This is a genomic window from Bacillus cihuensis (assembly GCF_000504145.1).
Classification (GTDB): domain Bacteria; phylum Bacillota; class Bacilli; order Bacillales; family DSM-1321; genus Peribacillus; species Peribacillus huizhouensis.
Map to the genome: position 1 here is coordinate 284,032 of NZ_KI632495.1, position 19,721 is coordinate 303,752.

Annotated in this window: 17 protein-coding genes, 5 pseudogenes and 1 riboswitch; of the genes and pseudogenes, 15 read left to right on the forward strand and 7 right to left on the reverse strand. The window is 36.2% G+C overall.

Annotated elements, in window-relative coordinates; genetic code table 11:
* Positions 1–155: 155 nt before the first annotated feature.
* A complete protein-coding gene (locus V179_RS0107120; RefSeq protein ID WP_028390868.1) occupies positions 156–569 on the forward strand; it encodes a hypothetical protein in 414 nt (137 codons plus the stop codon).
* A gap of 378 nt (positions 570–947) precedes the next feature.
* Here the strand turns inward: V179_RS0107120 and V179_RS0107125 are convergent, their stop codons facing one another.
* Positions 948–1,502 (reverse strand): hypothetical protein, encoded by a 555-nt coding sequence (locus tag V179_RS0107125; protein WP_028390869.1) that lies wholly within the window; start codon positions 1,500–1,502, stop codon positions 948–950.
* A gap of 606 nt (positions 1,503–2,108) precedes the next feature.
* Here V179_RS0107125 and V179_RS0107130 point away from each other — a divergent pair.
* The 5 genes and pseudogenes from V179_RS0107130 (at position 2,109) to V179_RS0107145 (ending at position 6,287) form a co-directional block, all read left to right on the forward strand.
* The gene (locus V179_RS0107130) at positions 2,109–3,488 is read left to right on the forward strand and encodes a catalase (RefSeq protein WP_028390870.1); all 1,380 of its coding nucleotides are present in this window, start codon (positions 2,109–2,111) and stop codon (positions 3,486–3,488) included.
* A gap of 320 nt (positions 3,489–3,808) precedes the next feature.
* The gene (locus V179_RS0107135; RefSeq protein ID WP_028390871.1) at positions 3,809–5,002 is read left to right on the forward strand and encodes an oxalate decarboxylase family bicupin; all 1,194 of its coding nucleotides are present in this window, start codon (positions 3,809–3,811) and stop codon (positions 5,000–5,002) included.
* Positions 5,003–5,047: 45 nt separating this feature from the next.
* On the forward strand, positions 5,048–5,311 hold the full coding sequence (locus V179_RS0107140; RefSeq protein WP_028390872.1) for a hypothetical protein: 264 nt from the start codon (positions 5,048–5,050) through the stop codon (positions 5,309–5,311).
* Between the two features lie 249 nt (positions 5,312–5,560).
* Positions 5,561–5,670: pseudogene (locus tag V179_RS29780) on the forward strand (dihydrofolate reductase); the annotation flags it as partial.
* 89 nt (positions 5,671–5,759) lie between these two features.
* Positions 5,760–6,287 carry a dihydrofolate reductase family protein gene (locus V179_RS0107145; protein WP_051404868.1) on the forward strand — a complete coding sequence of 176 codons (528 nt, stop codon included), beginning with the start codon at positions 5,760–5,762 and terminating at the stop codon, positions 6,285–6,287.
* A gap of 472 nt (positions 6,288–6,759) precedes the next feature.
* Here the strand turns inward: V179_RS0107145 and V179_RS27300 are convergent, their stop codons facing one another.
* Together V179_RS27300 and V179_RS0107155 are read right to left on the reverse strand one after the other, a co-directional pair.
* Entirely contained in the window at positions 6,760–6,942 is a 183-nt protein-coding gene (locus V179_RS27300; protein ID WP_200868662.1) for a cupin domain-containing protein, read from the reverse strand.
* 43 nt (positions 6,943–6,985) lie between these two features.
* Positions 6,986–7,531 (reverse strand): TetR/AcrR family transcriptional regulator, encoded by a 546-nt coding sequence (locus V179_RS0107155; RefSeq protein WP_028390874.1) that lies wholly within the window; start codon positions 7,529–7,531, stop codon positions 6,986–6,988.
* 313 nt (positions 7,532–7,844) lie between these two features.
* Between V179_RS0107155 and V179_RS27305 the strand changes: the two genes are divergently transcribed.
* The 4 genes from V179_RS27305 (at position 7,845) to V179_RS0107180 (ending at position 10,576) form a co-directional block, all read left to right on the forward strand.
* Entirely contained in the window at positions 7,845–8,729 is an 885-nt protein-coding gene (locus V179_RS27305) for an SDR family NAD(P)-dependent oxidoreductase (protein WP_051404869.1), read from the forward strand.
* Positions 8,730–8,902: 173 nt separating this feature from the next.
* Positions 8,903–9,364: a nuclear transport factor 2 family protein gene (locus V179_RS27310; RefSeq protein ID WP_034300882.1), complete on the forward strand. Its 462-nt coding sequence runs from the start codon at positions 8,903–8,905 to the stop codon at positions 9,362–9,364.
* Between the two features lie 299 nt (positions 9,365–9,663).
* Positions 9,664–9,816, forward strand: coding sequence for a hypothetical protein (locus tag V179_RS30570; RefSeq protein ID WP_235178978.1), 153 nt, complete (start codon positions 9,664–9,666; stop codon positions 9,814–9,816).
* 100 nt (positions 9,817–9,916) lie between these two features.
* Positions 9,917–10,576 carry an NAD-dependent epimerase/dehydratase family protein gene (locus V179_RS0107180; RefSeq protein WP_028390875.1) on the forward strand — a complete coding sequence of 220 codons (660 nt, stop codon included), beginning with the start codon at positions 9,917–9,919 and terminating at the stop codon, positions 10,574–10,576.
* A gap of 164 nt (positions 10,577–10,740) precedes the next feature.
* Here the strand turns inward: V179_RS0107180 and V179_RS0107185 are convergent, their stop codons facing one another.
* The 3 genes and pseudogenes from V179_RS0107185 to V179_RS31575 form a co-directional block, all read right to left on the reverse strand.
* A complete protein-coding gene (locus V179_RS0107185; RefSeq protein WP_028390876.1) occupies positions 10,741–11,169 on the reverse strand; it encodes a hypothetical protein in 429 nt (142 codons plus the stop codon).
* A gap of 38 nt (positions 11,170–11,207) precedes the next feature.
* A pseudogene (locus tag V179_RS32340) lies at positions 11,208–11,411 on the reverse strand (helix-turn-helix domain-containing protein).
* Positions 11,412–11,424: 13 nt separating this feature from the next.
* Positions 11,425–11,919: a DUF2975 domain-containing protein gene (locus tag V179_RS31575; protein ID WP_235178980.1), complete on the reverse strand. Its 495-nt coding sequence runs from the start codon at positions 11,917–11,919 to the stop codon at positions 11,425–11,427.
* 553 nt (positions 11,920–12,472) lie between these two features.
* Here V179_RS31575 and V179_RS27315 point away from each other — a divergent pair.
* From V179_RS27315 to V179_RS0107230, 5 genes and pseudogenes are all read left to right on the forward strand, one after another.
* A pseudogene (locus tag V179_RS27315) lies at positions 12,473–13,705 on the forward strand (PEP-utilizing enzyme); the annotation flags it as partial.
* Between the two features lie 587 nt (positions 13,706–14,292).
* Positions 14,293–15,522, forward strand: coding sequence for a YbfB/YjiJ family MFS transporter (locus V179_RS0107210; protein WP_028390879.1), 1,230 nt, complete (start codon positions 14,293–14,295; stop codon positions 15,520–15,522).
* 628 nt (positions 15,523–16,150) lie between these two features.
* Positions 16,151–16,466, forward strand: a pseudogene (locus V179_RS29800) (helix-turn-helix domain-containing protein); the annotation flags it as partial.
* An 84-nt stretch (positions 16,467–16,550) separates the two neighbouring features.
* A riboswitch (TPP riboswitch) is annotated at positions 16,551–16,651 on the forward strand.
* 148 nt (positions 16,652–16,799) lie between these two features.
* Entirely contained in the window at positions 16,800–17,552 is a 753-nt protein-coding gene (locus V179_RS0107225; protein ID WP_028390880.1) for a 3-oxoacyl-ACP reductase, read from the forward strand.
* 82 nt (positions 17,553–17,634) lie between these two features.
* Entirely contained in the window at positions 17,635–18,942 is a 1,308-nt protein-coding gene (locus V179_RS0107230; RefSeq protein ID WP_028390881.1) for an LLM class flavin-dependent oxidoreductase, read from the forward strand.
* 346 nt (positions 18,943–19,288) lie between these two features.
* Here the strand turns inward: V179_RS0107230 and V179_RS31580 are convergent.
* Positions 19,289–19,664: pseudogene (locus V179_RS31580) on the reverse strand (DinB/UmuC family translesion DNA polymerase); the annotation flags it as partial.
* Positions 19,665–19,721 lie beyond the last annotated feature (57 nt).

The following is a 19,721-nucleotide window of genomic DNA, read 5'->3' on the forward strand; positions in this document are numbered from 1 at the left end:
ATAGAAAAGTATAGATGAGATGTGAAAAACTGTTCTTAAAGTAACTGGCAGGATAGCTCTAGATTGAAATGGAGAATTAATGTGACCTAATCAGGTTAAATATCATACAATAAATAGTCTATTGCTCATTTCATTATTTTTTGGAGGTGAAAATAATGATTTCTTATTACACCAACAGACAAAAGCTTCCCTTTCCGAAACTTCTCGAAGCTAAACAAATCGCTCCAAATCAAATTTTCATTCAATATGACCGTTCGACCAATTTAGCATCTTCGACCAATGTTTCTAATTATTGGATTAGGAGTAATATGGAGCATCCCATTACGGCTGGTATTTCGACTGAGGGTATGGACTTTGCCCTAACTGAATCAAACACTATACGTCCTGATGCAGCAATAATCACACCTATCGACAATTCGAAGATGAAGTTTGTCATGACATTTAAGGTAAATGCTATTACGGGTCTGATGCATATTGTACTCCCTTGTTTTGTTAATCTAGAGGGAAGGACAGGTTATAATGATGAAAATTGGGGTCCTTTCAGCAGGAATATGTTTATCGGCATGTAAATAAATTAATTATTTATCTAAGTTTTATTGATAGCGAAATGAGAGAAGCATGTTTTGAAACAGCTCCTCTTTTTTATCCTTTATATTTTTATTTTTTATTAGTCATCTAATAGTTGTGAATTGTTTCACTTATACTAACTGGACAGGATAGTTCAATAACCCCCGTCCTATTTCCCTTCTATGGCCTATAACAAGAAGGCACAATAAGGACTTCAACAATCGGGCGATTCTGAAACAAGACGCTTAAAGAAAATTGGTTAGGGTGAAGAGATTGTAAATGTTTTCATTTAAATTAACGCGGCAAGTTAGTTAAAGTAAAATAATTATCGGAAGACAGTACATTTCCAATAATGGAAACAACCTGCCGGTTAATTCGCCTTAAAAAGAGGCTACATCTGGGTCAGCAGTATGGGATTGTTTAGGGAATAGGAATCCTGTGGTGTAAGGTGATGATTGGCCTTTTAATCTAAAAGCTTTTTCAATTTCAACTGCAGCCCGACGTGCATCTTCTACGGTTCGTTTGCCAGTCACAATGTCGTTCATCAAGTTTAATGCCATAAAATTCGCAGCTTCTTGATCACATTTAGCTGTGGCTTCACCAGCAGTTCGGTCTGGATACAAACTACCATCAAACTGTGCTAATTCATCAAAAAGTCGAACAGGAACTTTATAATCAATAGTTTGTTCTAAATAATCAAGATGGGGAGTTGGAGTGTAATGAGGTACAGTATCAAGATTAACAATCGTACGCTTCCAAGGACTATTGTTATACCAGATGATTCTCCTTGAACTTGCTTCATTAGGTAAACCATATTTATTTACTAACAAATAAACAGTATTTTTTGGTTCCCCAGTCCATCCCTCCAAAATTTGATCTAAAGTTGGATGAAGACCTGAATGTTGACGGTAATTACTGTTAAAGCCATTATTCATTTTAAAATCCCCTCCTGATATATTTTATACTAGTCCTTTGTCCATAGTTACATTTGGAAGGGTGGAGAACACAAACAATAAATAAATAAATAATTGTAAACAAACAGGTAGCTTTTCTGGAGTAACGAAAATGTTGGTTTGGAATAAAATTTGTTCATTTTTTATAAATACTTTTTTTATTAGCCTGTTGATACTCTTTTATCATCTTAACAAAGTCAAGTGCAAGACCTATATTGTCTGACAATCTAAGTTCTGAAAATAAATTCAGTGTGTAACTTAACCTCTTACGTTTTTTGAAAGGCTTAAAAAAGTTCTGTTCCTTTTATCACACAAAAATAAGCTTTTATTTTAAGAAGCTTTTCCTTCTAATATTCATCTTTTCATAATTCTACCTGTTCAATAAGATCCACTGCATAAGAGTTTTCTTTCTGTTCACATATCGGTTCATATTCACTTAATATTGCATTTTCCTGAAAAATGCTACTAACTTTAAAGAAACTATATTTTCTAATGAATGTTGAAAATAAAAGAAGAAGATACATATTCTAGCCTTAAAAATCATATTTAGTAACGATTGATGGTAATTAAATTTTGGAGGCTATAAATATGAATGAAAAACATCATGAACTGAGGAAAACTTTATTAGAGGAAAGCCATTATGAGAATCGAGATCTCTCCAATGAGCCAGCTGAACTTCATTCCCAGACGATCGGCTCTGGGGGACCTGTACTGGAACAAGATGGTGTACTACACGAAACCTTACAAGATTTTATTCATGAAAAGATTTTAGAAAGACCTGTTCATGTAAAAGGATCTGGTGCATTTGGTTATTTTCAAACGATATATTCGATGTCCGAACATACGAAACTGAGCTTTTTACAAAATTCTAATCAGAAAGTTCCTGTTTTGGTTCGCTTTTCGTTAGCTATCGGTACGAAAGGAACGCCTGATACATCTAGAAATGTACGTGGTTTTGCTACAAAATTTTATACAGAAGAAGGCGTTTTTGACCTGGTATGTAATCACATTCCTGTCTTTTCTGTTCGTGATGCGATACGATTTCCGGATTTTATTAAAGCATTCTTACCTTCACCAAAAAATAATTTAATTGATCCTGATAAGTCTTGGAGCTTTGTAGCAAGAGCGCCTGAATCGATTCATTTTGTTGTACGTTTATACTCTGATGCTGGTACGGTAAAAAGTCTTCGCCACATTCCAGGACATAGTGTAAATACATATGTTTGGAGAAATGCTCAGGGCATTAGAAAGTACGTTAAATACCATTGGTACCCATTTGAAGGTGTACAATACATTGGTCGCGAAGAAGCAAATAGACTAGCCGCTGAAAATCCTGATTATGCTGGTAAAGATTTATACGATGCGATTGCGAGTGGTACACCGGTGGAATATGGCTTATATGTCCAGCTCATGGACCCAAAGGATGAAGCAAATCTTTCTTATGATCCTTTAGACGATACAAAAGTATGGGATGAAAAAGAGTATCCCCTAATACCAGTAGGCAAAATGGTATTATATAAAAATCCTGATAATTATATGGAACAAGTAGAAAAAGTCGCCTTCTCTCCTTCTAATTTACTAGACGGCGCAGAATTATCTGATGATAAAATACTGCAGGGCCGTGCCAATATTTATAGTGATTCTCAAAGAAGAAGAATTGGAGCTGAATTTCGTAAATTACCGGTTAACCAACAGGAAAATTGGACACTAGCAAATCAAGTTACAAGTGGTAATGGTAGATATGTTGAAGGCAAACTAGAAAGAACTTCTATAACAAAGCAAGACGATTTTGGGCAGGCTGGTGAATTCTATACGAGGTTAACCCAAATAGAAAAAGAACATCTTGTCGAAAATTTAGCTAGTGATTTGAAAGTCATATCTGATGATATTAGAAAGAAAGTAATGGAGTATTTCGATAAAGTATCATCTGACTTAGCAAGGAGAATTGAAATAGAATTGAAAAAGTGATATGAAAATTAAATGACGTTTTTTTGTATAATATTAATTGTTTCCAACATATTCTTAATAACCGTATTCTTTCACAAAAAAGAAATCCTGAAGGTTTATACTTAACAAGCGCTGCTGCACAGTTAAATAATCAAATTTTTTCTTAGAAACAAAAATTTTAGAAGTGGACAGTTATATTAATTACAGCTTAAGGGAGCATTACATTAATAAGAGATGCTCCTGATTTTTTTATCAATAGACACAGTAACCTTTTTAATCCCAAGTTATACACTATGAAAAAGAATTTTCCCTTAATAATCCCATAAACGAGGAGCGTAATGATGGATAAACGAATTATTAATCAATTGGGTGAGAACGTGCCTCAACCTATCCGAAGTGATGGAGCTGGAGGGATTGACTCAGGCCCACGTAATATTATGCGAGATATTCAAAATCCAGATATGCTCGTCCCACCTATTACAGATGCAGGCTTAGTTCCTAACTTGAAATTCTCATTCTCAGACACTTTTATGACATTAAATCACGGGGGATGGTCACGGGAGATCACCGCAAGGGAACTTCCTATAGCCACTACTCTTGCTGGAGTAAATATGAGCTTAACGGCTGGCGGAGTACGTGAACTCCATTGGCATAAACAAGCAGAATGGTCATATATGCTGTTGGGACGGGCACGTATAACCTCGGTTGACCAACAAGGACGAAATTTTATTGCCGACGTGGGTCCTGGTGACCTTTGGTACTTTCCCCCAGGTATCCCACATTCGATTCAAGGGTTGGAACATTGTGAATTTCTGCTCGTCTTCGATGACGGAAACTTTTCCGATCTTTCAACCTTATCCATCTCCGACTGGTTTGCACATACTCCAAAAGAAGTTCTGTCGGCCAATTTTGGAGTACCAGAGAGTGCGTTTAACTCCATTCCTTCTGAACAGGTATATATCTATCAGGGGGAGGTACCAGGTTCACTGGAAAGTCAAGAAGTCCAGTCACCTTACGGAGAAGTCCCTTTTACCTTTAAGCACGAGCTGTTGAAACAAACACCAATCAAAACGCCTGGTGGTAATGTACGAATTGTGGATTCTTCCAACTTTCCAATTTCAAAAACAATCGCAGCAGCACTCGTTGAGATTAAACCGGGTGCAATGAGAGAACTTCATTGGCATCCCAATAACGACGAGTGGCAGTATTACCTTACCGGACAAGGGCGAATGACTGTATTTACTGGAAACGGTGAAGGACGTACATTTGATTATAGAGCTGGTGATGTCGGATATGTACCCTTTGCTACTGGACACTATATTCAAAACACGGGTACAGAAACATTATGGTTTTTAGAGATGTTCAAAAGCGACCGATTTGAAGATGTGTCGCTGAATCAATGGATGGCACTGACTCCTAAAGAATTAGTTCAAAGCAACTTAAATGTTGGATCAGAAATGCTCGATTTTCTACGTAAGGAGAAATGGCCAGTTGTGAAATATCGCGGGTTTTCCTACTATCCAAATAACAGTTAGAAAAGAGTAGATTTGTTTATCCATAAAGTTGTGGAGGTGATTACTATGTACAAGACAATTTACGACCACGCAACTGAGATTACACAAGCTGTTATAAAAGCAAGAGGGGAAGCGATTAATGGCGAAAAAGAATTGATAGAAACTTACCTAAGTGATGAAGCTGTTACCAACTTATATAAAAAAACATTTAGAGTTCTATCTGACCAATTAATTTTCCATGAGGTTGCAGTGGAGAAAAATTATTTCCTCCAACCATCAAACTATTGTCAACCAGGGGTAGTTTATCGAAATTCCTTGGATGCTTTTTAAAATTAGTTGGAAAGTATGAAAAAATTCGTTAAAAAAGTTTGTTCTTAAGGAGTCCTATGAGAATTATCTAGAAGGACCTTTCTTTATTAGGTTTTTGTGAATCTTTGAACTTAAACGAAGGGGTGCTTTACTTTAATTAGAAGTAGAGCAATTTTCTTATTCAAGTAACGGCACAGAATAGTTGAACAAGGTAAATCAATAGAAATATAAGATTACATGGTAAAATAGTGAAAAAAGGCTGTGTCATATATGAATGTTTCTTTAATTGTTGCGATGGACAAGAATAGAGTAATTGGCAAAGAAAATGATATTCCATGGAGAATTCCAAAGGATTGGAGTATGTTAAAAAAACTACAAAGGAACTCGTCCTTTTTAAATTATGACAAGTTTTGTCGTAATTAATTGGTATACTAATTTTATCATTTGAAACAAAGGAATGGAGATTCACATGAAAAAACAGCGTAACATTATTTTATACATTGGCACTTCAATTGATGGCTATATTGCAAATGATGATGGTACATTAAAGTGGTTAGAATCAACAGAAGTAGAAGGAGATTCTGGCTACAATTCACTCCTGGAAAGAATTGATACTGTTGTAATGGGTAAAGGAACTTATGATGTCATCCGTGGATTTGATATGAATTATCCTTATAGTGATTATAAAAATTATGTATTTTCTAAATCTGTTAGTGGGTCAGATGAATATGCTTCATTTATTGATGAAGATGTCAAAACTTTCATTAAAAATATAAAACAAAAGCCTGGTAGAGATATATGGTTAATTGGTGGAGGAAATTTAGCACGTGAATTTTTTAAAGAAAATTTAATTGATGAATTCCAAATAGCCATTGCACCTATTATTTTAGGGAAAGGAATCTCCCTTTATAACGGAGATGATATCAGTCTAAAATACAAATTAACCAAAGTGGAAAAATTAGGTCAACTTGCTATGCTTCACTATATAAAAAAATAATTTTCATCATCTTTTCCTTAGTTAGTAGGGGAAGATTTTTTACCTTTTCAACTACATTTTTTACTGAAAACCGTTCGAAAATTAATAGATGTTTATATAACTAATAGGGGATATAAATTTAGAGTCGATAATACAGCTCTCTTTTCTTGTTCAACTAAAGGGTATAGATAATTTATCAATTCAACAATTTAATAAACATTGCGGATTCAATTCGCACTAAAGGGTGCAAGAGTTGAACACAGGAGTTATTATGATAGCTCCTTTTTCTTAATGCGCTAACTAAGCAGGATAATGTAACAAAAAGGTCTTTTTACTAATTAATGTTAAAATAAACTTAATATTTTAACTTAGAGGACAGAAAATATGAAACTAGCGCAAGAACGAAAAATAAGGAGGGTACAGAATGAACTGCACCTCTACTCAATAAACTACATAGTATTGTAACTTATTATTATTCTTCGTCTGTTACTGGTTACATCCATATGGAAGGACCTACTGTAACATCTCCTTCAATTGTAAGATGAACAAACCAGCTGTCCGCTGCAGTACCATGCAAGTGTTTAACGTTCGGAGCCATTTCTACTACATCTACTGGATGTAATTCTTGTGCAGGCATTCCTTCTTCTTGATACCATCCTCTTCTGCCAGTAATCAAAAGAATTTGTTCTCCCGGATGTGAATGCATGTAAGAATATCGTTTAAAGATTCCTATCCAACAAAATCCCCACTTGTTCTGCTATCACTTGAGGTGGTTCTGGTATTTCATTCGTAAAATACGTTTCCATCATTCCAACAATAGCTGTTCCAAAAAAATTAAGAATAACATCTTTACTTAATCCTTTATTTATTCCTTGAGTTATATCTACATCCACCCTTAACTCTTCTATGACAAACTCAAGGAAGCGACTTCGAAAATAAGGAGCGCCACTGCTTGCTAACATAGTCGAAAAGAATGAATAATTACTTTTAAGGTATTCGTATAAAGTGAGATTTGCATCTTTAAAAGTCAAATTAGATGCAGACTCGCAGTGTCTCCTCACTTCGTTGATATGTTCTTCGGTGATCTTATCCAGAAGGTCATATTTATCCATATAGTGGTCATAGAAAGTCCTTCGCCCAACGTTTGCTTTATCAGAAATTTCTTGAATTGTAATTTTATCAAAATTTTTTTCAGCCATTAGTTCAATAAAAGCGTTTTTTATTGCTTCTTGAGATTTCAATATTCTTCTATCCATCATTGACATTATAGAAATCACCATACTTTCTTAAAAAAACTGCACAATTTCAATCTGCTTGTGCGATAAGGCACAAAACGTATTCATTTGATTATTGCAGACATCCTGTTTTCATTTTATATTATACACAGATGTGCGATATCACATCAATGTATATTCCTTCGACACGTCAAATTTGACTCCCTTTTGCAAATAGAAAAATGAAAGAAGGGGGAATATATAGCGCCAAATCCTAAAGAACTTACCCGTGTACTAAATATTTGGGGATATTGCTCCCAACAAGAAAAATAAAATCGAAAAATGAATCAAGGAGGAAATAATTATGACTGACAATAAAAAAGTTTGGTTTATTACAGGTGCTGGACGTGGAATGGGCGTGGAGTTTGCAAAAGCTGCCCTTGCCGAAGGTTACCAAGTTGTTGCCACTGGTCGTAATACCGATAAGGTAGCCAAAGCTCTCGGTGATGCCGAAAATCTACTAATCGTGAAACTGGATATTACTAACCCAACAGATGCCGAAGCTGCCGTCAAGTTGGCAGTTGACCGATTTGGACGCATTGACGTATTGGTCAACAACGCTGCAAACTTCTATGCTGGATTCTTTGAGGAAATGACCCCACAGCAGATCGAACGTCAAATCACGACCAATCTCTTTGGACCGATGAACGTCACCCGTGCTGTGTTGTCTGTGATGCGTAAGGCTCGTTCTGGACACATTATTACAATCTCTTCTCTTGCGGGTTTGATCGGATCTGAGTACAGTTCTGCTTATACTGCTTCGAAGTTCGGTGTTGAGGGTTGGATGGAGTCGTTGCGTTATGAAGTCGCTCCATTTGGCATCAAAACAACCGTAGTCGAACCAGGTATGTTCCGTACCGGATTTTTGGAGGAAGAAACAACAACATGGCACGAGTTGTCAATCGATGATTACGCAGAGCGTAGTGCAAAATCTCAAGTTTTTTGGGAAGCACAAAAAGGCAATCAGACAGGAGATCCTTCCAAACTTGCAAAGGCTCTAATCACCATCGCAAGTCAAGATGAACCACCGTTTCGTTTTTTGGCTGGTGCAGATGCAGTCGCTGGTGCAGAGCAGAAAGTAGCTGAACTTCAACAACAGATCAACGCCTATCGTGACCTGTCCGAGTCCCTTGGTTACGAGGATGCAGAAACTATCAGACGGAAGTTAGCTGAGCTTCTTAATCAATAAAGTAGTACAAACTTACATTTGAATACAATTTGTGCATTATCTCACAAATCGGTCAAAACTGTGTGGTTATTTTAGGGGAATATGGTCATTACTTTAATGTCAATGGTGGATAGAAGAATGATGAAATCTAAAGAAAAACAAAAAAACAACGAAACACCCAAAGGAGAAAAATCATGAACGATTTATACCAGACTGAAAAAGCCATTCGTCGTACCATCGACTTGTACGCACATTATGCGGACACGCGTCAAGCTGAGAAACAAGCGGATTTATTTTCTAAAGATACGGTGTTCAACGTTTTTGTAGCAGGTAATGAAGCGCAGCCCGCGCAGAGCTTCACGACGCGCGAGGAGCTGCTTACCGTTTTTGACAATCTCAACACTTATCGCACGACCTTTCATTTTAACGGGCAGGCGATGATAGACGTGGCTGAGGACGGCGAAAGTGCCCGCGCTGAGGTCTATACACTGGCTTATCACGAGCGCGAGGTCGATGGACAAAATAGCCTGATGAACGTCGCCATTCGCTACACTGACAGCATTGTCAAAGAAAACGACAGCTGGAAATTCAAAGTTCGCAACCTCTACATTCGCTTCATTGATACCCAATACGGGATTCATTCGGAGCAAATTTAATGCAAAAGCACTGACGGGATAAAATATCCCGTTTTTTATTAGCGATATTTAATTTGAAATCATGTTTGCCATTGTGGAAGCAAAGAGGTTAAGCATTGAGCACTGTTACGTGTCGCACAACTTCATTTGCGACATGACATGGAAGATAACCAAAAATCAATTCTTGAAAGTGACTATGCTCGGAGTGTGATCAAAGAAGTGTAACTGCCAGTCGTTAAACAAGCATTGGAGTCCCCTGGGCGTTGGATACCAGCCTGAGTGATTTCACTCGCAAGTCAAGATGAACCACCGTTCGTTTTTTGGATGGTGCAGATGCAATCGCTGGTGCAGAGCAAAAAGTAGCTGAACTTCAACAACAGATCAATGCCTATCGTGACCTGTCCAACTCCCTTGGTTACGAGGATGCAGAAACTGTCAGACGGAAGTTAACTGAGCTCCTTAAGAATCAATAAAGTATCATAAACTTACAACCGAAAGTGATCGATTCGTAATCATACTACACTTTCTCAGCCATCAATTTAATGATGGCTTTTAGAAGGGAGAGCAAAATAAATGAAGGTTATAATATTTGGGGCTACTGGTATGGTTGGTCAAAGTGCATTGCGGGAATGTTTATTGGATGAAAAAGTTCAGGAAATCCTTACGATAGGTCGAAATCGTACAGGTCAGCAACATAAAAAACTAAATGAAATCGAGCTTAATAATTTAACTGATTTATCGTCAATAGAAAATAAAATAACAGGATTTGATGCTTGCTTTTTCTGCCTTGGAGTATCTTCTACGGGTATGAAGGAGGAGGAATATACAAGAATAACGTATGATATCACGCTATCAGTTGCTCAAACTTTAGCAATATTGAATCCTCAAATCACATTTATTTATGTTTCAGGAAGCGGGACGGACAGTTCCGAAAAAGGGCGCTCTATGTGGGCAAGAGTGAAGGGAAAAACCGAGAATGCTTTATTGCATCTTCCATTTAAGGCGGCTTATATGTTTCGTCCAAGTGTCATTATTCCATTGCATGGTGTGAAATCAAAAACAAAATTGTACCAATTTTTTTATGATGTAATGAAGCCTTTGAATCCATTACTATTGAAACTGAACAGTGTCATTACATCTGAACAATTGGGAAAAGCCATGATTGAAGTAGCAAGTAACGGTTATTCTAATCCTATTATTGAAATCAACCAACTAAAAAAAATAAGTATGTGAGCTCGATAAGGGAATTCCTAACTTCATTTCAAGTGGTAAAAATTTTATTGAACTATCGGGGTGCTTTACTACAATAAGGAGTAGGACCATTAATTTGTTCTCATCCTATTGGCGAAATATGTTTCAATAATTTTTCATTAGGATGGGAGTTAAATAACTATAAACTAATCTTTTGTAACTGTATATCTAACTTGTTTAAAGGTTACTATGTCTCCATTTTCAGTATCATCTTTAGTTTGCATAAGTTGAACTTTTGGCTTGTAGTCCGTCCTATGAGCATCTTTGATACCCATAATGTTAAGTTTGTAGGATTCATCATTTTTTATTTTTTGTTCAAATACTTTTTTATTGGCAACAACGATAAAGGTCATTTTATTTTCATCAATTCCCTCAGTTATAAATTCTAATTGATTATCTTTTGTTGTAATTGTTGGTGTTAATAATTCAATACTTCCGTTTCCAGTTTCTTGTTTAGTAGCAATTTCATAATCAGCTCTATCACTTGAATCTAAAGAATTTTCTATTATACCGGAACATCCGGATAACGTGATACCAGCAAATAGAATAAAACTTAATCCAATTATCTTTTTCATAAGAACATCCCCCAAAAAAATTTCGATTTCGTCAGTCGTCAGCAAGGATCTTCATACTCGAGTATATCACCAGGCTGACAATTTAATGTCTGGCAGATTTTTTCTAATGTGGCAAACCGAATACCACGCTTTACCTGTTTTTAGTATTGATAAGTTAACTGGGTAATTCTAATTTTTTCTGCTAACGCTTTTGAAGAAATTTTTCTTCCTAGCATTACTCGATCTAGATTGATTTTTATCATTGGGATTTCCCACCTAAATCACATTGTTAGAATCGTCTTGTAAAGATATGCCGTATTTTAAAACCACATAAAACGTATAAACGATGGATAACAAAAGAATGTTTCCTATTAAACTTGGCCGAGAATCTGGAAAAATATCACTAACATTGTACACATGTACTTGCGCAAATAACAGCTGACTAATGAAGTTCAAAACGGTAAAGCTAGTGATCGAGATTAAGATTAGTTTTAGGTATATAAGATTTCGAGAAACAAAGAAGTGTTGTTCGTAAATATTACCAATTATCTTGTGTAGAGCGTACATAATGATAAACAAACAAGTAATAATTGCTAGCGCGACAAAGCAAGAAAGTACTAAAAACCACACTGATAGATTTGTGTTTGAGTTTAAATCTGCATACTGTAGCAATTGTTTTTTGACTCCTGTTGGTACTAACAATAAAGATCCAGACGCAAATAATAGCACTAATCCAACAAAGGCACATAAAACTTGAGCAATTAGCGACATAATTGATAAAAATTTTAGAACAGTCTTGGTAAAAAAATCTATTGGAAATCCCCTCCTTATTTTACATATTATTCTAAATTAATAAAACATTATCGTCAAACGATAATGTTTTTAATGATTTTTTTCAAGGAGATTGATTCCTGTACTATAGCTTTAATATTTAGTTTGATCAAAACAATTCAAAAGTTTGGTGGTGTTCAAAATGAAAGATGGGCGAGGGCGGCTGGAAAGAAATCTTCCATAACTAAACGATTGAAAATAGCCGTAATAATAGAAGTGTTGAACCAACATAGCTTCCACAATCGGGAGTATTCAAGTTTCGTGCATTGCAACATTTATATCACTCTTTGTGAGTGTCATTAATTATTTAGTAGCGTATTCGATAGGAAAAACGCGTATAACTGATGCGATTTTTAATAATCTTTATGTAAAGTATTTGGTTTACCTGACAGTTTTGTTCCTGGGGCTAACAATTCTCCTGTTAGTCTTTTTAATACTAAAACCTAAGAATAAGCAATTATATATAACCAATCAAGGTAGTGAATATACTAATACGAAATCAGGATCTGAATTATTTGATTTTATTCTAGAAGATATCCAGCAATTAAAGAAGATTTTATTTGACCCACAAAGTTTGGGTGTGATTATGGCGGCACAGGATGCTTCATCATGGATCAATGAAAATATGAACAAGTGGTTAGGTGAAAAAAACGTAGCAGATACGCTTTCTCAATCCGTACCAAACAATATTACTTCGGAAATGGGTCTTGCGCTATTGGATGTCGCAGATGTGATTCGTCCTCATCCAGAAATAATTGATTTTTTACAACATGTAAAAGATGATAACTTTTTGGATGAACTGGTTAAGTTTGATGGTGGACAGGAAATCCAAGCCGCAATAATAGCTTTTCTCAGCAAATACGGAATGCGATGTACCGGAGAAATCGATATGACTAAAACTCGTTGGAGAGAAAAACCAACTATACTTGTCCCTATGATTCTCAATAACATCAAAAACTTTGAGCCTAATGCAAGCAATCGGAAATTTGAGCAGGGGCGGCAAGTTGCTTTGAAAAAAGAACAAGAGTTATTAGATCGATTGAAGAAATTTCCGGATGGTGAACAAAAAGCCAGAGAAACAAAACGAATGATCGACCTAATCCGGAATTTCAGCGGGTTTAGGGAATATCCAAAATACGGCATGATTAATCGCTACTTCGTATATAAGCAGGCTTTACTGAAAGAAGCCGAACAACTCGTACAAGCCAACGTTATTCATGAAAAAGAAGATCTATACTATCTCACATTTGAAGAACTTCACGAAGTCATATCCACAAATAAACTAGATTACCAGATCATCAGCAAACGAAAAGACGAGTACAAATTATATGACAAACTAACTCCGCCACGTGTAATCACGTCTGATGGTGAAATCATTGTAGGTGAGTACAAACGAGAAAATCTCCCAGCCGAAGCTATTGTAGGTCTACCTGTTTCTTCCGGTGTTATAGAGGGACGAGCACGTGTCATCTTAAACATAGAAGATGCTGATCTAGAGGATGGAGATATATTAGTCACCTCCTTTACTGACCCTAGCTGGACACCATTGTTTGTATCCATAAAAGGCCTAGTCACTGAAGTTGGTGGACTGATGACCCATGGAGCAGTTATCGCACGTGAATATGGCTTACCAGCAATTGTTGGGGTGGAAAATGCCACCAATCTGATAAAAGATGGGCAACGAATTCGCGTGCATGGAACAGAAGGGCTTATCGAAATATTGTAATTGCTGAATACGTCCAGATTTAATTAGTAGCACCGCTTCAGTGGCAAACATTAGTCATCTATTATTAAGATTGTAATGAGTATATCAGTGGTCTTGTAAAAATCGGCGAAATCACAGAGGGAGTCGAAATATTAGAAAACGATCCAGGAAATATCGAAATAACGATTGATATTGAAGAGAGGTGATTAATAAAAATGGACGTGAAAGATTTTATAGTTTTTTGTAAAAGTGGCAACCCCATTTCGGGTGAGGATAAAGAATTGCATGGACTATTAACTCAATGTAGCTTTGAAATCCAATGCGAGTCATTCTATACAACAATTAGGCCATTTAACATTCATTATTTGGAATTATTTTTATCGCAGATTAACAATGTAATTATGCAGTTAATACAAAATATGATGACTAATAGCATAAACTTTGTAATTAAACTCCAATTTAAATGTTTACACAATAGAGTTATGTTAGAAAAAAGAGTTTCTATTATCTAAATATTTAAAAATATTTTACTCTTTATTATTAAAATTAAACGGTTAGAGCCTAAAACAATTATATACGTGCAAACACGAATAGATTTGAGGTGTTAAATGATTGGTGATAACCTGAAAATTTGGAAGTATGCTTTTGCAAGCATAATGGTTACGATAAGTGTTCAAGGTTTTGGGAGAATGTCTTATGGTATTTTGATGCCATTTATGAAAAAAAGTTTATCGCTTACATATGCACAGGCTGGTCTGTTAGGGACGGCAACATCAATCGGCTATTTAGGGATGGTTCTTTTTGCCGGTATTTTAGCATCGAAGTGGGGATCGAAGAAATTAGTCATTCTCGGGACATTGCTTGTTGCCTTTGGGCTGTTTTTCATTTCGATGATACAAAGTTATCTTGCTTGTTTGGCAGGAATGGCGCTACTTGGAATCGGAACGGCGTTTGCATATACGCCACTAGTTAATATTGTTGTTGGTTGGTTTCCGAAGCAAAGAGGGCTGATGATCGGATTTCTTCTCAGTGGATTAGGCTTGGGAACTGTTATATCAAGCTTGCTCATCCCGTATTTTACCGCATGGTTTTCAAATAATGGCTGGCGCAGCCTGTGGATTTTATATGGGATAATCTCCTTGCTGTCTGTCGTTTGTGCCTACTTTATCCTGCGGGATCCTCCCGTCCCTTTACGCAAGAAGGCTCAAAAAAGCGGATCCTTAATCCGTGAAGTCTATTTGCATAAAGGGGTCCTTACTGTAGCAATTATTTATGGATTGATTGGCTTTGCTTATTTAATCCCGCAAAGCTTCTTATTCAGTTTTATGTTAGAGGCGAATCTTGACCGCTATTCTGCTGGCCGGATTATGGCGTTAGGCGGTTTTATCTCGATATTTAGCGGACCAATATGGGGCGCGGTTTCAGATAAAATCGGCCGGAAGAAATCGCTGCTTATTACACTGTTTATTGGAGCTGTTTCGATGGTGTTTCCAGTCATTTATCCAGAATATATTGGCTTTGGCATCAGCCAGCTTCTTTGGGGCAGTACAATTGTCGGCATGCTTTCACTTATTCTGGCGCTTTCAACAGAGCAGATTCATCAATCATACGCTCCGATCGCATTAGGCTACTCTACGGTCTTTTTTGCCGTTGGACAGCTGGCAGGACCCGGACTTGGCGGCTGGATGATTGACCATATGGGAGGCATACCGTCTGCATTACTGCTTTGCTGCGGACTTTTGCTTTTAGGATTCATTCTATCTATGCAATTGAAAAAAGATGTGGTTAATGAACAGGCTGCACTTGAAAAAAATCGATGGAATGTTAATACTAAATAGATAATTTTTTGGAAAGAGGATGAAATTAAAGACCAAATCGCAAATGTGATTTGGTCTTTAATTACTTCTACAAGGCCAGCCTTCCTGTAATGAGTTGTTCCACAGTCGGGCGCTATTGTTTAATAAAATATAGATTTTTTAACGACTTTATAGTTATATTTTTTAGTTTAGTGAAGAATCTTACATCAAAATAAAACAACTATATTTTTACCTCGTTTAAATTTAGAACGGGGTAACAAACATCTGCATAATCTCAACAAATAAGCAGCATTATGGAAGAAGTAGCCTTTCTGTTCTATTCAAAGGACGTGAATTATATATACAGTTTGATCATTTAAAATTTGTTTGTTGTAAAGGGACAAGAAATTGATTGAGAAATGCGAGTCATCTATTCAATAATCGGGCCATTTTCTGGAATAAAGAGAAGGGGTTATTAGGAAGTGAAAGAAGCTCTAAGTTATTCGATTAATGGGTCTAGTTAATGAAAAAGAAGTAGATGTAAACGCTAGAATGAAGTTAATAGTTTTCGCTAGTCTGAATTTTACACTTTTGCTTCATCAATTTAAAACTCTAGTAAACTAATAATAAATGTTATTTTATTGAGGGGAGGATTTTGGAGGAGAAATTTATGTTGTATGTACAGATTCATCAATTGTATGTGCAAAAGTTTAGAAAGTCACAAATCGCAAAAGAACTTAAAGTGTCACGACCTACGATCTATAAATACTTACAGATGATTTGAGGAGACTAAAAAACTTTTAGAAGGCCCTCATCGAAAACCTAGAAAGTTAGCATCTTATCGAGACTGGATTATTGCCTGGCTGGAAGAGTATCCGCACCTTAGTGCAGCAAAAATCAGAGATTGGCTCCTGAAGCGTTATCCTGACTTGGTGATTAGGGAAAGTACTGTCAGAACATATGTGAAAGAAATGCGTGAGATCCATATAACAAAGTTATAGAAATACTTTAACTAGCCATATTTACTTGACAGAAATTTCTTAAAACTATAACATTGAATATAACTTAAATATATGCACTAGGGGTGTTATTTAACTGAGATGAGGATTACCTCAAACCCTTTGAACCTGAACTAGCTGAAACTAGCGTAGGAAAGTGTAAACTCTAATACATACTTAAAGAGCGATTGTGCCTTATTCTTACTATGTAGTTATTTGTTTTTACGCAACTTTCCTATGGGAAGGTTGCGTATTTTTTATTTTATCTATCATTTTATTATTTAAGTTTCATCAAAATTAAAAAACATAGGAGTTGTTATGATGACTAGAACAGTATTAGTAACTGGTAGTAGTAGAGGTTTAGGAGCAATTATTGTAAAGACATTGGCACAACAAGGATTTCAAGTGGTTATCAATTACTATAAAAGCCAAGATGCTGCTGAGAAGCTCGTTTCTGAGATTGGTGAAGAGAATGCTATTGCAATTCGGGCTGATGTAACAAATCGTAAAGAAGTAGATAACTTGATAAAAAAAGCAACGGAATATTTTGGTCAAATTGATGTTGTAGTCAACAATGCATTAGTAGACTTCAAATTTGATCCAAACAAACAGAAACCCTTCACAGAACTCACTTGGGATGATTATCAAAAACAACTAGATGGTACTTTAAAAGCATCATTTAATGTAGTTCAAAGCGTCATACCTCAATTTATTGAACGGCAAAATGGGAGTATTATAGGTATAGGTACTAATTTATATCAAAATCCTGTTGTACCCTACCACGAATATACAACAGCTAAAGCTGGATTAATCGGTTTTACACGTAATATCGCTTCTGAATTAGGGATATATGGTATAAAAGCGAATGTAGTTTCAGGTGGATTATTAAAAACGACTGACGCAAGTGCTGTTACAACACCAGAAGTATTCGATTTAATTGCTCAATCAACGCCATTGAAGAAGGTGACCACACCTCAAGATGTAGCCAACATGGTCGCTTATTTATCTTCGGAAAATGCCAACGGTATTACAGGTCAAAATTTCACAGTAGATGGCGGTTTGACCATGAACTAATAGCTTAAATTAACATAGATAATCCTTCAAAAAAAGGAGTATACAAGACAATTAATAATGATGTATTTTGAGGTGTAAACAAATGACAAAAACTAAAGAAAAACAACTGCACCTAGGTGTTTTGCTGTATGGTTGTGGACACCATCAAGCTGCTTGGTTAATGCCTGACTCAAGCGTTGAACGTATTGGAGACATTTCTTATTACCAATCTTTAGCACAGTTAGCAGAAATGGGTTACTTTGACGCAGTATTCTTTGCTGATAATCAATCATTTCAAGGTAAAGATTCTAGTGATATGCCGGCATTTTGGTTTGATCCGGTAGTCAATTTAACTGCTATTTCTCAAGTGACAAATCATGTGGGATTAGTTTCAACAATTTCAAGTACTTTTTCTAATCCTTTCACAGCTTCACGACAACTATTAAGTTTAGACCATATTACAAAAGGACGTGTTGGTTGGAATCTTGTTACGTCAATGACTGATTTAGAGGCGTTAAATCATAGTATGGAAGAACTACCTTCTCATGACAAACGCTATGAGAAGGCAGATGAATTTGCTGCTTTAATGAATAAGTTATTTCTTTCATGGGACAGTAATGAGTTTCTACATCATCGAGAAGAAAGAAAATTGATAAATCCTTCAAACATTCAGCCTTTTAATCACATTGGTACCCATTTTAAAGTGTATGGCCCATCCACTACGCCAAAAAGTCCGCAAGGTAAACCAGTATCAATGCAAGCAGGAGCATCTAAACAAGGCATTGCATTAGCCGCAAAATATGCCGATGCAGTCTATTCAGTGTCGTGGAACTTAAAGCAAGCAAAAAAATTTCGTGAAAAATTAGATGAACAAGTTAAACAAAGCGAAGACAGCGATAGACATATTAAAGTATTTCCAGGCTTAGTAACCTATATAGGTCATACTCATGAAGAGGCTTTAGCCAAAAAAGCAGCATTAGATGAGCAATTACCTCTTGAAACAGCTTTAAAACAGTTGAGTTTCTTTATTCAACAAGACTGTTCTAAGTGGGAAATTGATAAAGAAGTACCTCAATTACCCCCAGTAGAAGAATTTACTGGTCCAGTTGGACGTTACGAAACGATACTAGAAATTATTAATGATACACAACCTACAGTAAGAGAATTATTAGGATATCTTAATGCAGGCGGTGGACATCACACGCTGATAGGTACACCCGACGAAATTGTGGATCAGATGGAAGTCTGGTTTGAAGCTGGTGTGGCTGACGGATTTAATCTTATGCCACCTACATTACCCGGTAGTTTAGAAGACTTTGTTGAACTAATTGTTCCTGAAATGCAAAAAAGAGGTATTTTCAGAAAGAAATATGAAGGTCATACCTTCCGTGAACATTTAGGATTAACATAATAAATTATTATAAAATGACTGTACTAGTAGAAGAGGTAAGATGTTGGTATAAGTATAAAAACTTGAGAATCTTCTAACCAGCCTCAAACATGTCTACACGTAGGGGATGAACTGTTTTACGTACAGGATCATGGTCCCGTGGGCCATACGTCCTACCCTGTTTTACAGTGTCATATATCGATATTAAAAATGCTCAATCAGAATCAACTGGCTAACATTATAATACGATCGGGCAAAATAATTCAGGAAGGATCTAGAAATAAATTGAAGCTCAAAAAAGAGCTGAGGACCTCCTTCATTTTAAATAAGAAGAATTAAAATAAGCCCTCATCTTAATTGAGAGGGGCTATTTTTTATGTCCACCAACCAACTTGCTCTGATGCAATGCAGTTCCGGCGGTTGTAAATGATACAGCTCTTAACAGGGATGAGGCACCAAATTTATTTCTAATCTTGTCTACTATATATCTAAGCTCTCGTTTTTCCATCCGTCTGGCTCAAATAAATCTAATTTCATTTCATAATCATCAACCAAGTTACTAATGGACAGAGATATCTGCCTAACTGTGTTTCCTCGATAGCTTCCTTCATTAGTTGTAAACAAACCTTGTATATTTCTATCGTAATATTTGTTGGGCCCTCAATAGTCCTTGAACGATAAAAACCTCCACCAAATTCATCCTTCGAATAACCTAATCCAAAACTGATTGTTCTCCCAGCCTTTCAACGATTGCACGAAGCGTAAGCGAAGGTCTTAGCGACAGTAGAACGGGATTAACC

Excerpts from the sequence above, each read along its gene's own strand:
- V179_RS0107120 (WP_028390868.1), top strand. The coding sequence starts at position 156 with ATGATTTCTTATTACACCAACAGACAAAAGCTTCCCTTTCCGAAACTT.
- V179_RS0107125 (WP_028390869.1), bottom strand. The coding sequence starts at position 1,502 with ATGAATAATGGCTTTAACAGTAATTACCGTCAACATTCAGGTCTTCAT.
- V179_RS0107130 (WP_028390870.1), top strand. The coding sequence starts at position 2,109 with ATGAATGAAAAACATCATGAACTGAGGAAAACTTTATTAGAGGAAAGC.
- V179_RS0107135 (WP_028390871.1), top strand. The coding sequence starts at position 3,809 with ATGGATAAACGAATTATTAATCAATTGGGTGAGAACGTGCCTCAACCT.
- V179_RS0107140 (WP_028390872.1), top strand. The coding sequence starts at position 5,048 with ATGTACAAGACAATTTACGACCACGCAACTGAGATTACACAAGCTGTT.
- V179_RS0107145 (WP_051404868.1), top strand. The coding sequence starts at position 5,760 with ATGAAAAAACAGCGTAACATTATTTTATACATTGGCACTTCAATTGAT.
- V179_RS0107155 (WP_028390874.1), bottom strand. The coding sequence starts at position 7,531 with ATGTCAATGATGGATAGAAGAATATTGAAATCTCAAGAAGCAATAAAA.
- V179_RS27305 (WP_051404869.1), top strand. The coding sequence starts at position 7,845 with ATGACTGACAATAAAAAAGTTTGGTTTATTACAGGTGCTGGACGTGGA.
- V179_RS27310 (WP_034300882.1), top strand. The coding sequence starts at position 8,903 with ATGAACGATTTATACCAGACTGAAAAAGCCATTCGTCGTACCATCGAC.
- V179_RS0107180 (WP_028390875.1), top strand. The coding sequence starts at position 9,917 with ATGAAGGTTATAATATTTGGGGCTACTGGTATGGTTGGTCAAAGTGCA.
- V179_RS0107185 (WP_028390876.1), bottom strand. The coding sequence starts at position 11,169 with ATGAAAAAGATAATTGGATTAAGTTTTATTCTATTTGCTGGTATCACG.
- V179_RS31575 (WP_235178980.1), bottom strand. The coding sequence starts at position 11,919 with ATGTCGCTAATTGCTCAAGTTTTATGTGCCTTTGTTGGATTAGTGCTA.
- V179_RS0107210 (WP_028390879.1), top strand. The coding sequence starts at position 14,293 with ATGATTGGTGATAACCTGAAAATTTGGAAGTATGCTTTTGCAAGCATA.
- V179_RS0107225 (WP_028390880.1), top strand. The coding sequence starts at position 16,800 with ATGACTAGAACAGTATTAGTAACTGGTAGTAGTAGAGGTTTAGGAGCA.
- V179_RS0107230 (WP_028390881.1), top strand. The coding sequence starts at position 17,635 with ATGACAAAAACTAAAGAAAAACAACTGCACCTAGGTGTTTTGCTGTAT.